The following is a 21,524-nucleotide window of genomic DNA, read 5'->3' as shown; positions in this document are numbered from 1 at the left end:
TTGGAAAAAACATCAGCCTATCAGTCACTTGTGAAAACCTTCCAGCGTCTCTCCCGCTTCTCGCACCTCTCCTCCATCGCCAGCTGGGACATGTTCACCATGATGCCGCCCGGCGGCAGCGCCGCGCGCGGTGAGGCGCTGGCGGAGATGAGCGTCCTGCAGCACCAGCTTCTGACCGATAAAAAAGTCGGCGACCTGTTAGCGGCGGCGGCAGGGGAAGATCTGAATGACGTCGAACAGGCCAACCTGCGGGAAATGACGCGCCACTATCAGCAGGCCTCGCTGCTGCCGGAAACGCTGGTGGAAGCCAAATCCCTGGCGGGCAGCAGGTGTGAACACGCCTGGCGCACACAGCGTCCCGCCAACGACTGGCAGGGTTTTTCCGCCAACCTGAAAGAGGTGGTCAAACTCAGCCGTGAAGAGGCGCGCCTGCGGGCGGAAGCCAAAGGCTGTACGCCGTACGATGCGCTGCTGGATATTTTTGAACCCGACATGACCAGCGCCCGTCTGGACGTGCTATTCGGCGACATGAAGTCCTGGCTGCCGGACCTGCTGGCAAACGTCGTGGAAAAACAGGCTCAGCGATCGTTTGTTCCTCCTCAGGGGCCTTTCCCGACGGCAACACAGCGTGAACTGGGCCTGGAAGCCATGAAGATGCTCGGCTTCGATTTTAACGGCGGTCGCCTCGACGTAAGCGCGCACCCGTTCTGCGGCGGCGTACCGGAGGACGTGCGCATCACCACGCGCTATGACGAGGATGAACTGCTCAGCGCGCTGTTTGGCGTGATCCACGAAACCGGACACGCGCGCTACGAACAAAACCTGCCGCGCGCATGGGCAGGACAGCCGATTGCGCTGGCCCGCTCAACCGCGATCCACGAATCCCAGAGCCTGTTCTTTGAGATGCAGCTGGGACGCAGTGAAGCCTTCCTCAAGCATCTTCTCCCTGCGGTGCATGCCCGCTTTGGCAGCCAGGCGGCGTTCAGCGAAGAGAACTTTATCGCCTGGAACCAGCGCGTGAAGCCGGGCTATATCCGCGTCGATGCGGACGAAGTGAGCTACCCGGCGCACGTGGTGCTGCGCTATGAGATTGAGCGGTCGCTGATCAACGGCGAGATCGAAGTGGACGATATCCCTGCCCTGTGGGACGAGAAAATGCAGGCCTGGCTCGGGTTATCCACCAAAGACAACTACCGCAACGGCTGTATGCAGGATATTCACTGGACCGACGGCGGTTTTGGCTACTTCCCGTCGTATACGCTGGGGGCCATGTATGCCGCACAGTTGTTCCACGCCGCGAAAACGGCGCTTCCGGGTCTGCAGGCCTCCATCGCTGAGGGCGATTTTTCCGCACTCTTTGACTGGCTGCGTCAGAACATCTGGCAGCACGGCAGTCGCTTCAGTACGTCGCAGTTAATCACCCAGGCGACGGGCGAGGATCTGAACATCCGTTACTTCCGCGAACATCTGACCTCCCGCTATTTGTAATCTGTTTGGCCGGGGGTGAGGGATCTCAGGTAAAAGAGCCGTATGTTCCCCCTCACCCCAGCCCTCTCCCTCAATGGAGAGTGGGCCGTCTGTGTTAGCCCCCCGGCAATGTACATATGGTTACACGCCGATACCAATCACTCACGGAAACCCCGAGTTTACAGGGATATAGTTATTTCAACGGCCCCGCAGTGGGGTTAAATGAAAAACCAAATTCGAGGGTATGAGAATGAATAAAGTATTAGCTCTGGTTGTTGCCGCTGCTATGGGTCTGTCTTCTGCTGCATTTGCTGCTGACACTACCGCAACTGCTGCACCGGCTGCCGCACCTGCTGCAACCACCACCGCTGCCCCAGCAAAAGCGGTTCATCATAAGAAACACCACAAAGCTGCAGCGAAAAAAGAAGCCGCTGCACCTGCAACCGCAGCACCAACCGAGCAGAAAGCGCAGGCTGCCAAAAAGCACCACAAAAAAGCCGCTAAACCGGCTGTAGAGCAGAAAGCGCAGGCCGCTAAAAAGCACCACCACAAAAAAGCCGCTAAACCCGCTGTAGAGCAGAAAGCGCAGGCGGCTAAAAAACACCACCACAAAAAAGCCGCTAAACCGGCTGTAGAACAGAAAGCTCAGGCTGCTAAAAAGCATCACAAAAAAGCAGTAAAACACGAAGCTGCTAAACCAGCTGCACAGCCAGCTGCGTAAGAGTACAAGCTAAACCGTGCCGTTCGGGGCACGTTGGTAAACCGGCGCCGAACCGGAACAGGTTCCGCGCCGTTTTTTTTATCCGGAGGGCGTATGCTGCGACGCTATCGGTTTGAGCTGATTCTGATCCTGCTTATTTTATGCGCGCTCATCGCCAGCCACTTTTATCTTTCCTGATTGTAGCACGCTGATTTTACTCCCACTTTAGCGCTGTCCCGTCTATAGTATTTTCATAGGGTTCACTTTTAATAATCATAATTACCCCCACCAGAGTGTGATATGCGTAAATCTGTTGTGTTGTTACTGGGAACGTTTGGTCTTTTTTCTGGATTCTCACATGCGGATGATGGCGGTGATGACACCATTAGCGCGAAAGAGCTAAAGACGCTTTTTTTCGGTCATGACGATCGCACGCGCGTCGCCGATCCCACCCAGGCGCCCTGGGATGCTATAGGTCAACTGGAAACCGCCAGCGGTAACTTATGTACTGCGACGCTGATTACCCCACAGCTTGCCCTGACGGCAGGCCACTGTCTGTTAACGCCGCCAAACGGCAAGCCGGATAAAGCGGTTGCCTTGCGGTTTGTGTCGCAAAAAGGTACCTGGCGCTATGAAATTCACGGCATTGAAGGCCGGGTCGATCCGTCTCTCGGCAAACGCCTGAAACCGGATGGTGACGGCTGGATCGTGCCACCGGCGGCCGCCTCATGGGACTTTGGCCTCATCGTTTTACGCTACCCCCCTTCCGGCATTACGCCGCTGCCGTTATTTGACGGCGACAAAGACGCACTCACCGCCGCGCTGAAAGCCGCCGACCGGAAGGTGACGCAGTCCGGCTATCCTGTCGACCATCTGGATACGCTTTACACGCACTCCGACTGTATTGTGACGGGCTGGGCGCAAACCAGCGTACTCTCGCACCAGTGCGATACGTTGCCGGGTGACAGTGGCTCACCGCTGATGCTGAAAACAGATAACGGCTGGCAGTTGATCGGTGTGCAGAGCTCTGCACCGGCGGCGAAAGATCGCTGGCGCGCAGATAACCGGGCCTTGTCCGTGACCGGTTTTCGCGACAAACTGGAAGCGCTGGCGCAGCAGTAAATCAGCATCGTCTGACCTGATGTAATGCCCTGATTGACTCAATCGGCATCGGCTGGCTGAACCAAAAACCCTGCAGTTGATCGCAGCCAGCCAGCCGCAGCAGTTTCATTTGTCTTTCGGTCTCGACCCCTTCGGCGACCACCGCCATCCCCAGCGCGTTGGCGATCCGCACCGTGCCGCTTACCAGCGCGGCCGCCTGTTCATCGTTGTCCACCAGCCCGGCCAGCGATTTATCAATCTTGATCGTGTCGAAGTTAAAACGCCGCAAATAGCCAATGCTGGAATAGCCGGTGCCAAAGTCATCCAGCGCCACCGCGGTGCCCAGCGCTTTAAGATTGGCTATCGCCATGCGGGCGCGCTCCGGGTTTTCCAGCACATAGGACTCCGTGACCTCCAGTTGCAGTCGGTTAGCAGGGAAATGAGTGGTCTCCAGCACGCTGGCCACTTTGTCTTCGAAGGCGGGATCGCGGAATTGCGCGGGAGAAATGTTAACGGAAAGCGTTAAGTCACCGTACGGCTGGAGATCCTGACAGGCGCGCTGCAACACAAACTGGCCCAGCTTGTAAATCAGACCGCTGGTCTCCGCAATGGCGATGAAGGTATCCGGGCCCAGCGGCCCGTCCGGGCGACGTGGCCAGCGGACCAGCGCTTCGACGCTGCTCATTTTCTGGCTGCGGGCGTCAATAATCGGCTGATACCAGACCTCAAACTCATCGCGCTCCAGACCGTTACGGATCTGATTTTCAATCGCCAGCTTGCGCTCCCGGGCGCTGTTCAGCTCGGCGTCGTAGTGGGTGATACGCCCTTTCCCGCTCATTTTGGCATGGTACATGGCAATATCGGCGCGGCGAAACAGCTCGGAGCTGGTGCATTCAATCAGGGTTCCGCTGGCGATACCGATACTGGCCCCGATATGGATCGTGCGTTCCCCCAGCTGAATCGGGGTGGTGAGAAAATCCAGCACCGAAACGGCAAAGGCGGTGGCCTGTGTTTCTGCCTCATCACCGCCGATGGTCATGGCAAACTCATCCCCGCCCATACGCGCCAGCATTCCCCCCGGCGGCACGCGTTCACTCAGCGTTTTCGCAATCGCCACGATGAGATCGTCTCCCACGCTGTGGCCGTAGATGTCATTCACGTCTTTAAAACCATCCAAATCGATAAACACCACGCTTTTGACGTCGATATCTCCGCGTAGACTCACCCGATCCAGCGCTTCGATGAGCGCTCGTCGGTTCGGCAGATGGCTTAGCCAGTCCGTTCTCGCCACCAGACGCGCCTGGCTTTCTCCTCGCGCAAGCTTGTACAGCCCCACGCTGCTCACCAGAATAAAGAGCAGGATCAGGGCCGATGCCAGCACAACAATCTGCGTGATATCAGAGGATGCCGCCCGGGCGGCCTGCGCCCCCGGAAGCCGTGCCTGCCAGTTAAGATAGCCCAGCAGCTCCCCTGCCGAACTGCGCAGCGGCATACTCATTTCGTTAATTTTTTCCGGCGTAAAGTGCAGGTTATCGATCTGAAAGGTCGCCCCCAGGTCGGCTAAGATTCTGGCGTTCAGATGACGGGTGATCACCAGATAGCGGCGCGTTTCGTCGGTCACCTGTAATCTTCCGACCATCGGGCGAATCAGCCCAATGCCCACAAAGGCGACGCCGCTTCGCGTTTTGCTGATCCCGGCATAGATATTTTTGTCGCTTGATAAGGCGCGCGCGTGCTGAGCAATCAGGGCTTTCAGCCCCTTACCGAAAAAATCGAGATTCGTCTCCTGAAAAGGCTGACTTTGAAACGATCCCCAGATGACATTGAAATGCTCATCAAGCACGAAGGTGCCATCATAGAGGTTGTTGATTTTAAAGCCGGCGCCCCAGGTGTTATACAGCCAATCGGTATCGAGCGTGGGACGGTAGACCTCCCGCACCGCATCGTCCCAGACGGCGTTATCCAGCACCAACGAGGAGACGCGGTTAACCGATGTCTGAATGGCCCCCTGCACGGAAAGCGCCGTGCGGTGTTCATCAATTTCATTGGTTTTGGTGCTGATAAGATGCAGGGAAAGATAGAGGAGTGCGACGACGGAGATGATTAAGCCGATGCCTGCCATAAAGACCATGGCAAACAACGTTCTCGCGGTGGGAATATTGCGCCAGCTTAATGTGCGATACATCAGCCATCCTCTTTAAGGTTTTGCTTTTCTAAGCGTAATACAGGCAGCGAATTTCGCTGCCTGTAAAGGATGGCTTTATGAACGTCAGGCAAGTTTTATCATAATCATACCTGCCAGCAGCAAGATGAGTCCCATCCAGCCCTTGTTATTTAAACGCTGACCGAAAAGCACCCAGCCTGCAGCCAGCGTCGCGGCGATACCAAAACCGCCCCACAACGCATAGGCGACCGAAAGATCGATCCCTTTTACCGCCTGGGACAGCGCGCTGAACGCCCCCAGAACCGCGGCAATCGACATCAGGCCGTAGAATTTACGACGAAAACCATCGGAGAATTTCAGCAGAACGTTCGCCAGAATTTCCAGCACGATGGCGAACCCCAGCCAGGCCGCATGAACCCACTCAAACTGTTGCATGGTTCTGCTCCTTCTGCACTTTAGACGGCTTACGGGTACCTGATTTAATCAGCACAATACCCGCGACCAGCGTCGTTAACCCGGCGACCTTCATTGTTGTTAATGTTTCGTCAAATATCAGCACGCTGAACAGCGTAATCAACAAAATACCGATCCCTTCCCACAGGGCATACGCGACGCCCAGCGCAATTTTTTTCACCGCAAACGAGAGGAAAATATACGAAAGCGAAATCATCACCAGCATCAAAATAAAACCGGTGTTGCCATCGCTGACGCTAGCCCACTTCATCGACAGCGTGCCGGTAATTTCAGCGATAATAGCCAGGGCTAATAAAATCCAGTAAAACATGTTTTTCTCCTGCTTGAGAATATAATCCATCGTGGCCCGCTGCGTGCAGCAAACCCAAAAATACGAATTGAAATCAGTCAGCTAAGCGCTTAGCGCCAGCTCAGGCAGAAGAAATGACTATAGTGCGGTGCGCCAGTGTTGCTCACCAGAAAGCAGGCAGAAAGAGGTGGAGTATACAGCAGTATTGTTTGAAGAGTACGTCCTGAACATATTGTCCATAAAATTACAATTATCCGCGTTGTTGCTTCTCGTCTTTGCGGATGAAAATTGTCCTCGGTAGTTAAACACACCGAATTTGTACCATAAGCCAGGATTTTACTCAAAGTCTTTGCATTTCTTTACCCACTCCGTTTGATTTTGGTTAGTTTATTGCAATGCCTTTCACCTTTATTATAAATATAAAGAAAATTTCGGAGTCACCATGGCTAAACCCATCATTACCCTGAACGGGTTAAAAATTGTCATCATGCTGGGCATGCTGGTGATCATATTGACAGGCGTGCGCTTTGCCGCCGACATTATTGTGCCCTTTATTCTGGCCCTGTTTATTGCGGTGATCCTCAACCCGCTGGTTCAGCGCATGACGCGGCTACGCATCCCGCGCGTGCTGGCCATCACGCTGCTGATCAGCATCATTATTGTGGCGATGGTACTGCTGGTGGCTTATCTGGGAACCTCGCTCAATGAACTGGCGCGAACGCTGCCGAAATACCGCTCTTCGCTGGCAATACCGCTGCTGCAGCTGGAGCCCTGGCTGCAACGCGCGGGTATCGAAGTCTCGGTTGAAGAACTGCTGAAATATATCGACCCCAATGCGGCGATGACGATCGTCACCAGCCTGCTGGCTCAGCTTTCCAATGCCATGACCTCCATTTTCCTGCTGTTTTTAACGGTGGTGTTTATGCTGCTGGAGGTGCCGCAGCTTCCTGCAAAGCTGCAGCAGATAATGGTCCGTCCGGTCGAAGGAATGGGGGCGATTCAACGCGCGCTGGACAGCGTCTCCCGCTATCTGGTGCTGAAAACAGCCATTAGCCTGGTGACGGGCGTTGTCGTCTGGGTGATGCTTCTGGCGCTGGACGTCCGCTTTGCGTTCGTCTGGGGGTTACTGGCGTTTGCGCTTAACTACATCCCCAACATCGGCTCCGTGCTGGCGGCGATCCCCCCTATTCTTCAGGTGCTGGTTTTCAGCGGGCTTTATGACGCGCTGATCCTGCTGGCCGGATACCTGGTCATCAATCTGGTGTTCGGTAACATACTGGAACCCCGCATGATGGGCCGGGGCCTGGGGCTGTCCACGCTGGTGGTCTTTTTGTCCCTGATATTCTGGGGCTGGCTGCTCGGGCCCGTCGGGATGCTGCTCTCCGTTCCGCTCACCATCATCGTCAAGATTGGTCTGGAGCAGACGGCGGGCGGGCAAAGTATCGCCGTGCTGCTGAGCGATATGAGCCATCACTAGCCGTCATTCCGCCATCGACAGGAGGGGCTTGCGGGTCCTTCCACCTTCACGATAAGCGCTGAGCGCCCTTCGCCACTCCGCCAGCGGGTACACCGTAACGTCGCTGTACTCACTGTCGGGCAACCTCAGCCAGATGCGATCGAACTCCGCGCGCCACGCCTCAACGCTGAGCGCATCCAGACCGTTTCGGATATGGAACCACGCCACGCGCGGCGCAGGCCGCCGCTGTGTGAAGGTTTGCCCGGAGAGCAGCCCGTAGCAGACAAACATGCCCTGCTCGGGCATCACGCTGAGGATCGTTTCCGCAAGGGGCCCGCCGGTGGCATCGTAGACGATATCGCTACGGGCAGCGACGGTGCCGATTCTGTTTGCGTCATGCTGTGCGACAGGCGTGATGCCCATCGCCTCCAGCCGTTCAGCATGCACGGCAGAACGGTGAATGCCATACACCGCTTCCGCCCCCGCCTGACTCGCCCACTGCCCCAGCAGAATGGCGCAATCCGATCCGGCAGCCGTGAGCAAGACTCGCTTTCCACGCGGCGGGTAGCGGGTCAGCATCATCTGCGCCGCCAGCGGGTTAATATAGGCCCGCGCGGCCAGATGTGCGTCGACAGTGTCCGGAACGGGTATCGCATACTCTGCCGGGCAATCCACATAGCGCTGCCAGGTACCCTGACCGCGCAGCGGCAGGACGCGCTTGCCCACCAGATGCTTAAACGAGGCGGGCGCCTCGGTGACAACACCGACACCTTCATACCCCGCGACCGCCGGTAACGGGGTTCTGTGGCGATAGGCACCGGTGATGGGGATAAGATCGGACGCGTTGACCGGAGAAAACAGCATCCGCACGCGGAGATGTCCCGGCGCAAGCGCGCCCGGCGGCGCGGTTTCAGGTTGCAGTACAGATTCTGGCTCGCCAAACCGGCGATACCAGAGGGACAGATTTTTCATTACGATCTCAAGGCTGATAGCGGAACTACTCGCGCCAGCCCATTGCCGGTGCGACATGTTTGAGAATAGACTCAATCACGTGCGCATTATAATCCACACCCAGCTGGTTCGGCACGGTCAGTAAGAGCGTGTCCGCCTCGGCAATCGCCTCGTCCTTTTTCAGCTGTTCAACCAGCTTGTCCGGCTCCGCGGCATAGCTGCGCCCGAAGATGGCGCGCGTTTTCTCATCAAGATAACCTACGCTATCGCTGTCGTTGCGGCTGGCCCCAAAATACATCCGGTCACGGTCGTCCATCAGCGCAAAAATACTGCGGCTGACCGACACCCGCGGCTCACGCGTATGCCCCGCCTCTTTCCAGGCCTGACGGTACGCGCGGATCTGTTTTGCCTGCTGAATATGGAACGGCTCACCGGTTTCATCGTCCTTCAGCGTTGAGCTTTGCAGGTTCATGCCCAGTTTTGCGGCCCACACGGCCGTCGCATTGGAACCCGCTCCCCACCAGATACGCTCGCGCAGCCCTTCTGAATAAGGCTCCAGGCGCAGCAGCCCTGGCGGATTCGGGAACATGGGCTGCGGGTTCGGTTTGGCAAACCCTTCCCCACGCAGCACCTCAAGCAGCACCTCGGTATGACGACGCGCCATATCAGACTCGTTTTCCCCTTCCTGCGGGACATAGCCGAAATGACGCCAGCCATCAATAACCTGCTCCGGGGAGCCACGGCTGATGCCCAACTGCAGGCGACCACCGGAAATCAGGTCCGCCGCGCCCGCATCTTCAGCCATGTACATCGGATTTTCATAGCGCATATCGATCACGCCGGTGCCGATTTCGATGGTCTTCGTTTTTGCGCCAATGGCGGCCAGCAGAGGGAACGGCGAGCTAAGCTGTCGCGCGAAGTGATGCACGCGGAAATAAGCGCCGTCTGCCCCCAGCTCTTCAGCCGCCACGGCTAAATCGATGGACTGCAGCAGCGTGTCTGCCGCCGAGCGCGTGCCGGACTGCGGTGAAGGCGTCCAGTGACCAAAGGATAAAAACCCGATCTTTTTCATAACCCTGTGTCCTGATAATGCATTGCGTTCTGTCCACTTTACGCATTACCCGGTAAGAATAAATGCCGTTTATTTAACGGAATGATTCAAATAAATTGATTGAAATAGTTTCATGTCCCTCAGGTAAAAATCCGTTGGTTATCCGTTTGAATTAACGTTACTACTATAGGTCGGGACCTTTCGCACTGGATAAAAAATGAAAAGACGCTATGTTGTGGCGGATGTTTTTACTGACACGCCGTTTCTGGGTAATCCTGTTGCCGTCGTACTCGATGCGGAGGGCATGAGTAAAGCACAAATGCAGCAGGTCGCCGTTGAGTTTGGTTACAGCGAAACGACGTTTGTGCTGCCGCCAGACAACCCATCCAATACAGCACGCGTCCGAATTTTTACGCCCTCGCGCGAGATCCCCTTCGCCGGGCACCCGAATGTGGGTACCGCCTACGTGCTCGCTCATCACACTGCGATGAATGATCAGCACCTGCCTGATACACTGCGCTTCGAGGAAATCGCTGGCCTGGTGCCCGTGCGCCTGCTGCGTGACAACGATACGGTGACGGGCGCAGAACTTCTGGTGCCAGAGGCACTCTCCTGCCGCTCTGAAGTTAGCCCGGAAAACGTGGCTGCCTGCTTGTCCCTGAACGCAGAAGATATCCGTACCGAGGTACATATGCCCGTCGTCGCCTCGGTGGGTCTGCCCTTCCTGATAGCCGAGCTGGCCTCTCGCGAGGCGCTCCGTCGATGTGTGCCCAATTTACAGGGTTTTCGCGCGACGTTACCGCTGGACGGTGCAGTTTCACTCTATGCCTATACCCTGGATTCAGATTCCGATGCGCCCTGCGATGTGCAAGCACGCATGTTTACGCCCCGAATGACGGAAGATCCTGCAACAGGCAGCGCGACCGCCGCTGTTACGGCGCTACTGGCATTACACCGCGATAAAACGACGCTTGACCTGACAGTCAGTCAGGGGGTCGATATGGGACGAGCAAGCGTACTGTTCACGGGATACGATGCCACCTCAGGAAAGGCGGTGGTTCGAGTCGGCGGAAAATGCGTCATTACGCTTGAAGGCACATTCTCACTGTAACGGAGGAAGCGTATATACATTTACAGTGCCTGATGAGATATATTGGCTCACTATTTTTATGACAGGTAAAACCGGCAATGGCTTTGATCCCCAAAAACTACGCGCGGCTGGAAAGCGGCTATCGCGAAAAAGCATTAAAAATCTATCCATGGGTGTGTGGACGCTGTTCGCGCGAGTTTGTCTATTCCAATCTGCGTGAACTCACGGTTCACCATATCGATCACGACCATACCAACAACCCGGAAGATGGCAGCAACTGGGAGCTGTTGTGCCTGTTTTGCCACGATCACGAGCATTCGAAATACACCGAAGCAGATCAGTACGGCACCACCGTGGTGGCCGGGGAAGACGCGCAAAAAGACGTGGGCGTCGCCACGTTTAACCCGTTTGCCGATTTAAAGGCGATGATGGATAAGAAGAAGTAATCCTCTCGCCCCCTCGCTCACATCGTGCGGCGCGAATTTAAAATGTCCAGGTGATAGCGGCGGTTGCAGACCCCTCATTGCGCCGCATCACGATCGGGCTTTCATTGGCATGGTCGCCAAGCCAGGTATAGTCCGCGCTGAGGACAGTTCCCCAGTGAGCATCGAACTGATGGCTCCAGGTCAGGCTGGTGTCGACGCCATAAAATCCACCCGGCGCTGAATAGCGGCGATAGCCGGTGCGGTGGCTCTGCTGCTCACTGACGCCATACCAGGTATTCATATAACGGCTGTCGCCAAACAGGGCCGCAGACTGAAAGGCTATCGTGTCCCGGTTATTTTGTACCGGGATCAGCGTAATGGAGGCCTGATAGCTTGCTCCCTGACTGTCGGTTAACGGCAGCGTCGCTTTGCCTTCCATGCTCAGCCATGGCGCGGCCTGCCAGCCGACGGCAAGGCCGGTATTCAGGGTGGCATTAATGTCCCCCATCCCTTTCAGGTTGTTTGCACCCTCACGCCAGCCAGAATTTTTATCAGCCCTTCCGGGGTCGTAGCCCAGCGTGTGTTCGAAATACCAACCGCTGTCGTTTTGCAGGTCATATCCCACCCCTTTTTGTGCATCAACAAAGAAAGCGCCTTTGCGTCCCTGCAGCACTGGAACCACCTGCCACACCTGCTTGTCTGAGCCTGAGTAACGCGGGGCATATTGCCCTCCCAGCCCGACGGTTAAGGAATCGGACGCGGTGCCATCATCCGCCTGCGCGGCGGATGCCAAGACCATCAGAAGCGGGACGGACATATACAGGACTTTTTTTATCGCTATCATACTGCTCTCCTTACAGACGCTGGCGTCTCCTGAGACAGGGACAGCCATACAATGTTGGCGCAGTATGATTTGGCTGAATCAATGAATCGTCGGGATAGTGTTAAGAAATGGTCAAGGTGAACGGATGTTATCCAGAAGAGTGCTGATTATTGAAGATGACGCCGACGCGGCTGGCGTGCTCGAAGCCTATTTACGGCGTGAAAATTACGACGTGACCATTACCGGAGACGGTCTTTCCGGGCTGGATATGGCGCAGCGGTGGAAGCCCGACCTCATCCTGCTGGACGTAATGCTGCCGGGACTTAACGGCACCGAGGTGCTGGCGGGCCTGCGTCGTAAAAGCGATGTGCCGGTGATCATGGTCACGGCCATGGGAGATACTCCAGATCGCATTGGCGCCCTGCGTTACGGTGCCGATGATTACGTTGTGAAGCCATATCATCCGGGCGAAGTGGTGGCGCGGGTGCAGGCGGTGCTGCGGCGCAGCAGTAAAAAAGAGACAGAGGAAAAGATCCTGCGCTGGCAAACGCTGGCGGTGGATGTCGCCGCCATTGTGGCGTGCGTGGACAACGGCGACGACACGCCTGTGATGCTCGATCTTACGCCAACGGAATTCTCGCTTCTGGCAACGCTGCTGCGCTCGCCTGCGCACCCGTTCTCCCGCCAGTATTTACTGGAACACTGTTTGCCGGAAAGCGAGGCGCTGGAGCGCGTGGTGGACACCCATATTTATAACCTGCGTAAAAAACTCGAAGCGGTGGGTATTTCCGGCGTGCTGATCAACGTGCGCGGCGTGGGTTACAGGTTCAGACAGCCATGATAAAAAACCGACACGCCTCTCTGTGGCGCTGGATTTGCGCACGCATTTTAGCGCTGGCCATCGGCAGCGTGATCGTCATTGCCACCTGCATGTGGCTGCGCTATGCGGTCCAGAACTACTGGATCATGGGCAGGATGCCGCCAGCGGTCCGGCAGGAGTTTCTGACGCTCAGCCAGAACCCGCAGGCCAATCCGGCCCGCTTCCACTCGATTGTGGACACCTGGTGGGGCCTGAGCTATTCCACGCCGTCCATCGCCTCAGCGGACTGGGTCACGGTGGCCCTGCTGGTGCTGGTGATGATCCCGTTTATTGTGGTAATGGGGCTCAAACACGCCCGCCCGCTGGCACTGCAGTTCAGCCGCCTTCGCGATGCGGCAAAGGATGTCGCCGAAGGTCAGTTTGGCCGTCAGGCAGAGCTGATCAAAGATGCACCGGCAGAAATGGTCAGCTTTGCGACCGACTTTAACTCTATGACGGGACAACTTGCCCGCTATGAGAAAGAGCTCCGCGCCTCGCACGTCGCGATGGCGCATGAGCTGCGCTCGCCCCTGACGGCCGCCATCGGGCGTCTGCAGGGCATGTTAGACGGCGTGTTTGATGCCAGCCCGGCGCAGTTGGGCATGGTGATGAAACAGCTCCAGCACCTCAACCGCCTCACCGATGAACTCCACCTTCTCTCTTTGGCAGACGCGGGTAACCTTGTGCTGGAGGACCAGCCGTTCTGTCTGGATGAGCTGATTCAGGAGCGGGCTGCCTGGATCATGCCCCAGGCGGATGCGCATCATTTCAGGATAACGCTGCGTAACCCGCACACCAGCCCCTTCCGGGGCGATGCGTTCCGTATGGGGCAGGTCGTTACCATCCTCATGGAAAATGCGCTACGTTACGGACACGCAGGCGGCCACCTTGAGGTGGCACTGCATTACGCCAGCGGGCATTACATCCTCGAATTCACCGATGACGGGCCGGGCGTGTCGCCCCAGTTCTTACCGGAAATGTTTAAACGCTTTAGCCGCGAGGAGCAGTCCCGCGCGCGGCATTCCGGCGGCAGCGGCCTTGGTTTGTCCATCGCCCGGGCGATTTGCCAGGCGCATGGGGGTGAGATTAGCGCGTCATTACCGGAAACCGGCGGCCTTGCGGTGTGCATTTTGTTGCCCTGGCATCCGTCCGATAATGAAAATCTCCACTCTTGATAAAGCCTTGACAGAACATCGAATCTTTCTCGACGTAGCGCGCATTTAATAACGCCATTCCCTTTATGGAGCGGCGTTATGTCAGACGAATTTTTTCTCTCCCTCCGCCACTGCCTGCATCATTTGTACGGCGTGGCGCGCACCCTTTCCTGGCTGCATTTTCTTCCCCTGGCCCTGCTTGCGCTGGCGATTTTTCCGCTGACCGGCTGCGGTGATAAACACGAAAACAAACCTGATCCAGTGCGTAAGGTACGCTACGTCGTCGTTGGCACCGCCCTCTCCCTTCCCGCGCTGGAAAGAACCGGTGAGATCCATGCCCACGATGAAACGACCCTGAGCTTTCGCACCGGAGGCCGGATACTGACGCGTAGCGTTGATATTGGCGACCGGGTCACTGCCGGACAGCTGCTGGCCACGCTTGATAATACGACCGGGCAAAACCAGCTCGACAGCGCCGCGGCCGACTATGAAGGCGCCAAAGCCTCAGCCCAGGTCGCCGCGCTTAACGTCAGTCGCATGCAAAAGCTTATGCCAACAGGCGCGATAGCCCGCACGCAGCTCGACAGCGCCCGGGCTGACTGGCTTGTCGCCCGCGCGCGCTTAAAAAGCAGCGAGGCCGCATGGCGAAATGCCCGCGAAAGTCTCGGCTGGACGCGCCTGATCGCGCCGCAAGCGGGCGTCATCACGGCCGTGAGCGCCTCTGCGGGACAGGTTGTCAGCGACGGCCAGTCCGTGCTGACGCTGGCGACCGGGGAAGCCCGCGACGTGGCGTTTGACATTGCCGCGCCCGATGCGATCCCGTCTCTGGATAAAGCGGTTTTGCAGGTTTCCCTCCTCAGCGACCCATCGGTGCAGGCGTCTGCCGTACTGCGGGATATCACCCCGCAGGCCGATCCTCAGACCCGCACGTGGCGCGTCAGAGCTACCCTGCAAAACCCGCCGGCGGCCATGGCGCTGGGCGCCAGCGTCACCGTGACGTTGCCCTCCAACGCCCCGCACGGGTACGCGCTTCCCGCGTCGGCGCTGACCCGCGTCGGCGACAAACCGGCCGTTTTCGTCATTACCCCGCGGTCGCAGGCGCAGCTGTGCGTGGTGGTGCCCGTCGGCTATACGGCCTCCTCCGTCATGATTGCCTCCGGCCTTGAGCCCGGCGACAGGGTGATTACGGCGGGCGTGAGCACATTACGATCCGGCGAGCCGGTGATGGCCGGAGAGGTTCAGCCATGAACACAGAATCGGAAACCAAATTTAACCTCTCCGCCTGGGCGCTGAAGAACCAGCAGATGGTCAGCTTTTTCATGCTGCTGGTGATTGCGATGGGCGTGTTCTGCTATGAAAAGCTGCCGCGTAACGAAGATCCGGCATTCACCATTAAAACGGCCGTCGTCTCCGCACAGTGGCCGGGAGCCTCCGTGACGGATACCACCCGCCTGCTGACCGATACGCTTGAAAAAAAGCTGCAGGAAACGCCCTGGCTGGACTATCTCGAAAGTGAAACCCGTGCCGGACGCACCGTTATCCACGTCAACCTCCGTGATGATACGCCCCCGCAAAGCGTGCCCGATATCTGGTATCAGGTTCGCAAAAAAATGCAGGACATCGCGCCGACCCTGCCCGAAGGGGTGCAGGGTCCTGCCGTGGATGACGAGTTTGACGACACGTTCGGCACAATTTACGCCTTTATTCCCGAAGGTTTCACGCTGCGGGAGGTGCGGGATCGCGCAGAGACAATACGGCGCGAGCTCATGTCTCTGCCGGATATGGGAAAAACTACCCTGCTGGGCGAACAGCAGGAGCAGTGGGTTCTCGCCTTTTCTCCGGCGCGCCTGGCCGGTATGGGGCTGGATATTCAGGACGTTGCCGACGCCCTCCGGGCGCAAAACGCCGTTGTCCCGGCAGGAACGATGCGTACCGGGCAGGAGAACATGGCGATAAAAGTCAGCGGGGCGCTCACCACCGAAGAGAGTTTACGCGCCGTCACGCTGCACGTTAACAATCGCTATATTCCGCTGACCGACATTGCCACCGTCACCCGGGAAATCGCCGAGCCACCGGCCCCGGCCTACCGGGTGAACGGCAAACCGGCTATCGGTCTGGCGGTGTCGATGGCGCCGACAGGCAACATGCTACGTTTCGGTGCTGCGCTGAACGCAAAAATGGCGGCCCTCAGCGCCGGGCTGCCGCACGGTATCGAGATGGTGAAAGTCGCCGATCAGTCAGCGGTGGTCAGTGACGCGGTAAGCGGGTTTATCCGGGTACTTATCGAAGCCGTTGTTATCGTGCTGGCGGTTTCATTTGTCTCGCTGGGTTTGCGGGCCGGACTGGTGGTGGCGACGGCCATTCCGCTGGTGCTTGCCATGACGTTTGTCGGCATGATGCTCGCCGGTATTGGCCTTCAGCGTATCTCGCTAGGGGCGCTGATCATTGCCCTGGGCCTGCTGGTGGATGACGCCATGATCGCCGTCGAAACGATGGTCTCCCGGCTGGAAGCGGGGGATTCCCGTAGACACGCGGCCACCTATGCATTCAAAACGACGGCCTTCCCGATGCTCACCGGTACTCTGGTCATGATTGCCGGTTTTATTCCCGTTGGTTTTGCGGCCTCCAGTGCCGGTGAATACTGCTTCTCCCTGTTTGCGGTGGTGCTCATCGCCCTGCTCTGCTCCTGGGCCGTCGCGATCCTGTTTTCGCCGCTAACGGGCACGTGGCTGCTGCCGGAAAAAGTCAGACATCACGCGGCAGGACCGGGAAGGATCGCGCGCGGGTATGGACGGCTTTTACGCCTGGCGCTCCGCCACCGGCTCGCTACCGTACTGATTGCGCTTGCCGCGCTGGGGCTTTCAGCGTACGGTACGACGTTTATGCAGGGCGAATTTTTCCCCGCCTCGGACCGGCCCGAGTTGCTGGTCAGCCTGACGCTTCCGGCCAACGCGTCGCAGCCGGAAACGCTCAGAGAGGTGGAAAAGCTGGAAAAAGCGCTGGCCGACAACAGCAATATCGATCGCTTTTCGACGTACGTTGGCTCAGGCGCCATCCGTTTTTACCTGCCAATGGACGTGCTGCTGGAAAATGAAAATATCGCCCAGATGGTTGTGGTCGCAAAGGATCTTGCGGCGCGGGATCGTCTGCACGCACAGCTCAACACGATCCTGGCGACGCAATTTAGCGACATCATCACGCGCGTGTCGCCCCTTGAGCTGGGGCCTCCCGTCGGCTGGCCCATCAAATACCGGGTGAGCGGGCCGGATTATCTGCAGGTTCGGGCGCTTGCGAACCGTCTCACGGACGCGATTGGCCGCTCCCCGTTCTCACGCGACGTTAACCAGACGGCCGGAGAGCCGGAGAGAGTCATTACCCTTGAGGTAAATCAGACGGCGGCCAGAGCGGCAGGAATATCGTCAGAAAGCCTCGCCCGCACGCTGAATACCGTCTGGTCCGGCAGCGTTGTCACGTCCATCAGAGATAATGACCGCCTTGTTGACGTGGTGCTCAGGGCCGAGGACAGCGCGCGCCAGAGCACCGCCACCCTCTCCTCACTCACGATTCAGGGGAATGACGGTAAAAAAATTCCGCTCAGCGCCGTCGCAACGCCGGTTTGGGGCGTGGACGATCCGGTCATCTGGCGTCGGCAGCGTGTGCCCTTTATCACGGTGCAAACCGACCTCGCCCCGGGGCTGAGGGCTGAAGCGGTATCCGCCGCGCTGCGTCCGACGGTGGATAAACTGCGCGCGAGCCTGCCCGCAGGTTACAGCATTGAAGAAGGCGGCGCGGTTGCCGAATCGGATAAGGGGAACAGCTCCGTCTTTACCGTTCTTCCGGTAACGCTGGTCATCATGCTGTTGCTGCTGATGCTTCAGCTGCGGCGATATTCCCGGATGCTGCTGGCGCTCCTGATGGCCCCGTTTGGTTTACCGGGGATCGTGCTGGCTATGCTGCCTGGCGGAACGCCGATGGGGTTTGTTGCGCTGCTGGGCGTTATCGCCCTGGCGGGGATGATCGTGCGTAACGCGGTAATATTGATTAGCGAGGTTGACAGCAATCTTGCTCAGGGGATGGCAAATGATGCCGCGATTATGGCGGCCGCGGAGCACAGGGCCAGACCCATCTGTCTGACCGCCTGTGCCGCCATTCTGGGGATGATCCCCATCTCTCACCAGGTCTTCTGGGGCCCAATGGCCTATGCCATCATCGGCGGGCTGCTGGCTGCGACGCTGGTGACGCTGACCGTGTTACCCGCGTCGTTTAGCCTGCTGTTACAGTGGGGGGCTCAGCGTAAAGCCGCAGCCGACGGGCCGGGCTGAGTCTCCATTTTTCTCCGATTACGCGGCGGTGAGCGCAAAACGGTCTGTCAGGACATGGCGGATTTCATCCTCCGCCAGCTGCCGCGTTTCAGTGCCGTTCGCCGTGATGGTTTTCAGCATATCGCCCAGTAAAATCTGGCGTCCTTCCGGGCTGTGCTGCACCACCACCCGCTTCTGCACAAAGATCGCATCCGGGTGCGTGGAGTTCAGGTAGTTGGCCGGGACGAAATCAATCCACTCCTGAGGCGTGAGATCGAAGCCGTATTGTCGGGCCCATTCGCCTTCCACCTTCGCCTCGAGCAGATACTCACCCTCTGCGCTGCGGCTCAGGCGAAACGTGTCGAAATCCTGGGGGATATCCACGTCAAGCGTGTCCAGCGCCATTGGCGCGCGGATGCCGTAGCTGCCGAACCCGAGATCGCAAAGCCACTGCCTGCTCTCCACTTCAGCGATTAACGCCATATGGGTTTTTGGCCGCCGTGCCGGGTAGAACATCGGACGCGCCGCCACGAAACGGTAAGGAATACCGAGTGCCTCCAGCGCCATGGCGAAAAGCCCGTTCACCTCATAGCAGTAGCCGCCGCGCCCTTTCTTTAACACCTTATCGGCAATGTCGTCTGGCGCCAGCGAGACAATTTTACCCGCCTGCACGTCCAGATTTTCAAAGGGAACGGAAAAGAGCTGATGACGCATCAGCGCATGCAGGGTGGTCGTATCGGCCGCCGCCGGTCCGGTGTAGTTTATGCGTTTGAAATACGAGGAAATGTCGAAATTATCGCTGTGCATAATGCCTCCTTGTCCTGAACATGCCGGACACTATAGATGGCGCGCATCATTGGCTGTATAGTCAGTTTTATCGAAAATTAGCCTGAACAGATACGCATGTCTGCCCCGTCCACCTCCTCACCACACTATCGCCGGATTGCTGAGAGTCTACGCCTCACGCTCTCTTCAGGAGCATTGCGAGCCGGTGACCGGATGATCTCCGCGCGAAAACTGGCCGAGCGCGAGCACGTTAGCCTTCCGACGGCGCTGGAGGCTCTTCGCTGCCTTGAGGCCGAGGGGCTGATCGTTGCGCGTCCGCGTTCGGGTTACTACATTCGCCAGATCAGCCAGCCTCAGCGTGCGGAGCCCGCGCGTTCCCCGGCAGGCCCGGTCCCCGTCACCCTGTCCGCCGTGGCCCGGTCGCTGTTCAGCAGTGCAGAAGCCCGTCTTGTCCCGCTGGGCGCCGCCCTGCCCGACCCCGCGTGGCTGCCCGGGGAGGCGCTGCAGCGGGCGTTGCACTCCGCGGGTCGTCGTCTGGACGCGCATGGGCAGAGCTACAGCCTGCCTCCGGGAAGAACAGACTTGCGAAGTAAGATTGCCGCGCGCGCTGCGCAGTGGGGAGCCCGTTTCGGCGCGGACGATCTTATTATCACCGCAGGCGCGACGCAGGCGCTGCGCCTGGCCCTGCGGGCCGTGTGTCAGCCAGGTGATGTGGTGGCGATTGAGCAGCCCGCCTACTTCGGCACGCTCCTGCTGCTGGAGGATTTAGGCCTGAAGGCCTTAGAAATCCCCACCGATCCTGCTGAAGGCCTGTTACTGGAACCGCTGGCTGACGCCATCCGCTGCCACCGTCCTGCGGCCGTTCTGGCCTCGCCCACCGTGCAAAACCCATTGGGTGCCAGCATGCCCGTCGCGCGCAAGCAGGAACTGGTTGCTCTGCTTGAAGAAGCCGGTATTCCTCTGATTGAGGACGACGTTTACGGTGACCTGGTCGGTGACGGGCAACGTCCTCCGGCCTGCAAAGCCTTCGACCAGAGCGGGAATGTGATTTACTGCAGCTCCCTGTCTAAAACGCTTGCGCCGGGGTGGCGAATCGGCTGGATTGCCGCCGGACGCTATTACACGCAGGTCTTGCAGACCCGCATGGCCGGAGAGTGGGCAGGTGCGCCGCTGCTGGAAGCCGCGACGAGCGAGATGCTGGCAAGCGGCGACTACGACCGTCACCTGCGGCGGCTAAAGCGGCGGATCGCAGAGGGAATAGCCGCCGTCGTGGCGCAGGTCGGGGCCAGTTTCCCCCCCGGTACCCGCGTAAACGTCCCCGCAGCCGGCTTTCTGTTGTGGGTCGAACTTCCTCCGCAGGTCAACGCGCTGGAGGTGCATCGTCGCGCGCTGGCGCGGGGTATTGGCGTCAGTCCCGGTCCCCTGTTTTCTCCTGGCGCAGAACTCGCGCACTTTCTGCGGCTAAACTGTGCAAACGAACCGACGCCCCGCCTGCTCAATGCCGTGGAGCAGATTGGTGCGCTATGCCATGAGCTGGCCGCTTTCACACCAGACTCTCCAGCCACTCGGTAAATACCCGCACCTTGCGGGAGAGATGACGGTGTGGGTAGAGCAGTGACAGTTTGCGGTCCGGCGAGCGACAGGCTGGCAAGACCTCAACCAGCAGGCCGCGGTCAATGTAAGGCTGGAGAAAGAGATTCATCCCCTGCATTACCCCAAGCCCGGCCAGGCCTGCCGCGATGTAGGCCTCGGAGTTATCCACCACGAGCTTACCGGGTAGCGCGATCTCCGCGACGCCCTCTGGCGTGGTAAACGTCCACGGCTGAATGTGCCTGCTGCTGTTGTTAATCCAGTTGATGGCCTGATGCTTGCGTAAATCCTCCAGCGTTTCTGGCGTACCGTGTTTTGCCAGCCAGGCCGGGCTGGCACAGGTCGTGATTTTAATGTTCCCGATTTTACGCGCGATATAGTCGCCATCGTCCAGCTCGCCCACCCGCAGCACGCAGTCCAGGCCATCCCGCAGCATATCCCGACGGCGGTCAGAGCTGCTCAGAATGATCTCGATCTCGGGATGCTGACGATAAAAATCAGGCAGATTGGGTATCACCCGCAGCGTTGCAAAAGAGACAGGCATATCGACTCGCAGCTGGCCGTGTATTGCACGGTCCGTACCAAACGACTCCAGTAATTCATCCGCCTGCGCCAGCAGGGGTTTACTGCGGCGATAAAACGCTTCCCCATCCGGCGTCAGGCTAATCCGACGCGTTGTGCGCTGCAGGAGCCGCGTGCCGCTGTGTTGTTCCAGAAGCTGCAGCGCTTTGGTCACTGCCGGTCGATGGACCTGCAGATTCTCTGCCGCCTGGGTAAGGCTCCCCGAGTCGACAATTTCAATAAAAATCCGAATTGATTCAAAGAGGTTTATTTGCATAAGGG

The 21,524-nt window shown here is 58.3% G+C and carries 19 protein-coding genes; 11 read left to right on the top strand and 8 right to left on the bottom strand.

Translation table 11 applies throughout. From position 1 onward, the window contains the following. The 3 genes from F3J31_RS10820 (at position 1) to F3J31_RS10810 (ending at position 3,289) form a co-directional block, all read left to right on the top strand. Entirely contained in the window at positions 1-1,488 is a 1,488-nt protein-coding gene (locus F3J31_RS10820; protein ID WP_063621494.1) for a carboxypeptidase M32, read from the top strand. Between the two features lie 229 nt (positions 1,489-1,717). Further along, the gene (gene asr / locus F3J31_RS10815; protein WP_045910376.1) at positions 1,718-2,188 is read left to right on the top strand and encodes an acid resistance repetitive basic protein Asr; all 471 of its coding nucleotides are present in this window, start codon (positions 1,718-1,720) and stop codon (positions 2,186-2,188) included. Positions 2,189-2,467: 279 nt separating this feature from the next. Next, positions 2,468-3,289 carry a serine protease gene (locus tag F3J31_RS10810; protein ID WP_045910375.1) on the top strand — a complete coding sequence of 274 codons (822 nt, stop codon included), beginning with the start codon at positions 2,468-2,470 and terminating at the stop codon, positions 3,287-3,289. Position 3,290: 1 nt separating this feature from the next. Here the strand turns inward: F3J31_RS10810 and F3J31_RS10805 are convergent, their stop codons facing one another. The 3 genes from F3J31_RS10805 to mdtJ form a co-directional block, all read right to left on the bottom strand. After that, positions 3,291-5,453, bottom strand: coding sequence for a bifunctional diguanylate cyclase/phosphodiesterase (locus tag F3J31_RS10805; RefSeq protein ID WP_167213008.1), 2,163 nt, complete (start codon positions 5,451-5,453; stop codon positions 3,291-3,293). Between the two features lie 84 nt (positions 5,454-5,537). After that, the gene (gene mdtI / locus F3J31_RS10800) at positions 5,538-5,867 is read right to left on the bottom strand and encodes a multidrug/spermidine efflux SMR transporter subunit MdtI (RefSeq protein ID WP_045910373.1); all 330 of its coding nucleotides are present in this window, start codon (positions 5,865-5,867) and stop codon (positions 5,538-5,540) included. Then, the gene (mdtJ, locus tag F3J31_RS10795; RefSeq protein ID WP_008502463.1) at positions 5,854-6,216 is read right to left on the bottom strand and encodes a multidrug/spermidine efflux SMR transporter subunit MdtJ; all 363 of its coding nucleotides are present in this window, start codon (positions 6,214-6,216) and stop codon (positions 5,854-5,856) included. Before mdtJ ends, mdtI begins: the two co-directional genes overlap by 14 nt. A 421-nt stretch (positions 6,217-6,637) precedes the next feature. Here mdtJ and F3J31_RS10790 point away from each other — a divergent pair, with 421 nt between their 5' ends. After that, positions 6,638-7,672, top strand: coding sequence for an AI-2E family transporter (locus F3J31_RS10790; protein WP_032651092.1), 1,035 nt, complete (start codon positions 6,638-6,640; stop codon positions 7,670-7,672). Positions 7,673-7,675: 3 nt separating this feature from the next. On the opposite strand, the gene F3J31_RS10785 is transcribed toward F3J31_RS10790, so the two are convergent. Continuing rightward, positions 7,676-8,623 carry a zinc-dependent alcohol dehydrogenase family protein gene (locus F3J31_RS10785; RefSeq protein WP_167213005.1) on the bottom strand — a complete coding sequence of 316 codons (948 nt, stop codon included), beginning with the start codon at positions 8,621-8,623 and terminating at the stop codon, positions 7,676-7,678. A 25-nt stretch (positions 8,624-8,648) separates the two neighbouring features. Further along, entirely contained in the window at positions 8,649-9,674 is a 1,026-nt protein-coding gene (locus F3J31_RS10780; protein ID WP_032651088.1) for an LLM class flavin-dependent oxidoreductase, read from the bottom strand. Between the two features lie 196 nt (positions 9,675-9,870). Here F3J31_RS10780 and F3J31_RS10775 point away from each other — a divergent pair, with 196 nt between their 5' ends. After that, complete coding sequence (locus F3J31_RS10775; protein ID WP_167213002.1) at positions 9,871-10,764, top strand: PhzF family phenazine biosynthesis protein; 894 nt, start codon at positions 9,871-9,873, stop codon at positions 10,762-10,764. A 77-nt stretch (positions 10,765-10,841) separates the two neighbouring features. Then, positions 10,842-11,189, top strand: a complete 348-nt coding sequence (gene yajD, locus F3J31_RS10770; protein ID WP_003857471.1) for an HNH nuclease YajD — start codon at positions 10,842-10,844, stop codon at positions 11,187-11,189. 37 nt (positions 11,190-11,226) lie between these two features. On the opposite strand, the gene F3J31_RS10765 is transcribed toward yajD, so the two are convergent. Next, complete coding sequence (locus F3J31_RS10765) at positions 11,227-12,012, bottom strand: MipA/OmpV family protein (protein ID WP_167213000.1); 786 nt, start codon at positions 12,010-12,012, stop codon at positions 11,227-11,229. Positions 12,013-12,136: 124 nt separating this feature from the next. On the opposite strand from F3J31_RS10765, the gene F3J31_RS10760 reads away from it, so the two are divergent. The 4 genes from F3J31_RS10760 (at position 12,137) to F3J31_RS10745 (ending at position 18,326) form a co-directional block, all read left to right on the top strand. Next, positions 12,137-12,832, top strand: coding sequence for a response regulator (locus F3J31_RS10760; RefSeq protein ID WP_045910368.1), 696 nt, complete (start codon positions 12,137-12,139; stop codon positions 12,830-12,832). After that, entirely contained in the window at positions 12,829-14,025 is a 1,197-nt protein-coding gene (locus tag F3J31_RS10755; protein WP_167212996.1) for an ATP-binding protein, read from the top strand. The genes F3J31_RS10760 and F3J31_RS10755 overlap by 4 nt, the downstream gene beginning before the upstream one ends. 78 nt (positions 14,026-14,103) lie before the next feature. Further along, positions 14,104-15,252 carry an efflux RND transporter periplasmic adaptor subunit gene (locus F3J31_RS10750; RefSeq protein ID WP_167212993.1) on the top strand — a complete coding sequence of 383 codons (1,149 nt, stop codon included), beginning with the start codon at positions 14,104-14,106 and terminating at the stop codon, positions 15,250-15,252. Then, the gene (locus F3J31_RS10745; protein WP_167212990.1) at positions 15,249-18,326 is read left to right on the top strand and encodes an efflux RND transporter permease subunit; all 3,078 of its coding nucleotides are present in this window, start codon (positions 15,249-15,251) and stop codon (positions 18,324-18,326) included. Before F3J31_RS10750 ends, F3J31_RS10745 begins: the two co-directional genes overlap by 4 nt. Positions 18,327-18,344: 18 nt before the next feature. Here F3J31_RS10745 and F3J31_RS10740 read toward each other — a convergent pair whose 3' ends face one another. Further along, complete coding sequence (locus F3J31_RS10740; RefSeq protein WP_048222856.1) at positions 18,345-19,112, bottom strand: arylamine N-acetyltransferase; 768 nt, start codon at positions 19,110-19,112, stop codon at positions 18,345-18,347. Positions 19,113-19,208: 96 nt separating this feature from the next. On the opposite strand from F3J31_RS10740, the gene F3J31_RS10735 reads away from it, so the two are divergent. After that, positions 19,209-20,663 carry a PLP-dependent aminotransferase family protein gene (locus tag F3J31_RS10735; RefSeq protein WP_167212987.1) on the top strand — a complete coding sequence of 485 codons (1,455 nt, stop codon included), beginning with the start codon at positions 19,209-19,211 and terminating at the stop codon, positions 20,661-20,663. On the opposite strand, the gene F3J31_RS10730 is transcribed toward F3J31_RS10735, so the two are convergent. Further along, complete coding sequence (locus F3J31_RS10730; RefSeq protein ID WP_167212984.1) at positions 20,635-21,519, bottom strand: LysR family transcriptional regulator; 885 nt, start codon at positions 21,517-21,519, stop codon at positions 20,635-20,637. The two genes, F3J31_RS10735 and F3J31_RS10730, sit on opposite strands and share 29 nt — an antisense overlap. Positions 21,520-21,524 lie beyond the last annotated feature (5 nt).

Source organism: Enterobacter sp. Acro-832, from assembly GCF_011752745.1.
Classification (GTDB): Bacteria; Pseudomonadota; Gammaproteobacteria; order Enterobacterales; family Enterobacteriaceae; genus Enterobacter; species Enterobacter quasiroggenkampii.
The sequence above is the reverse complement of the archived record's forward strand: the minus strand, read 5'-3'. Positions and strand labels throughout refer to the sequence as shown.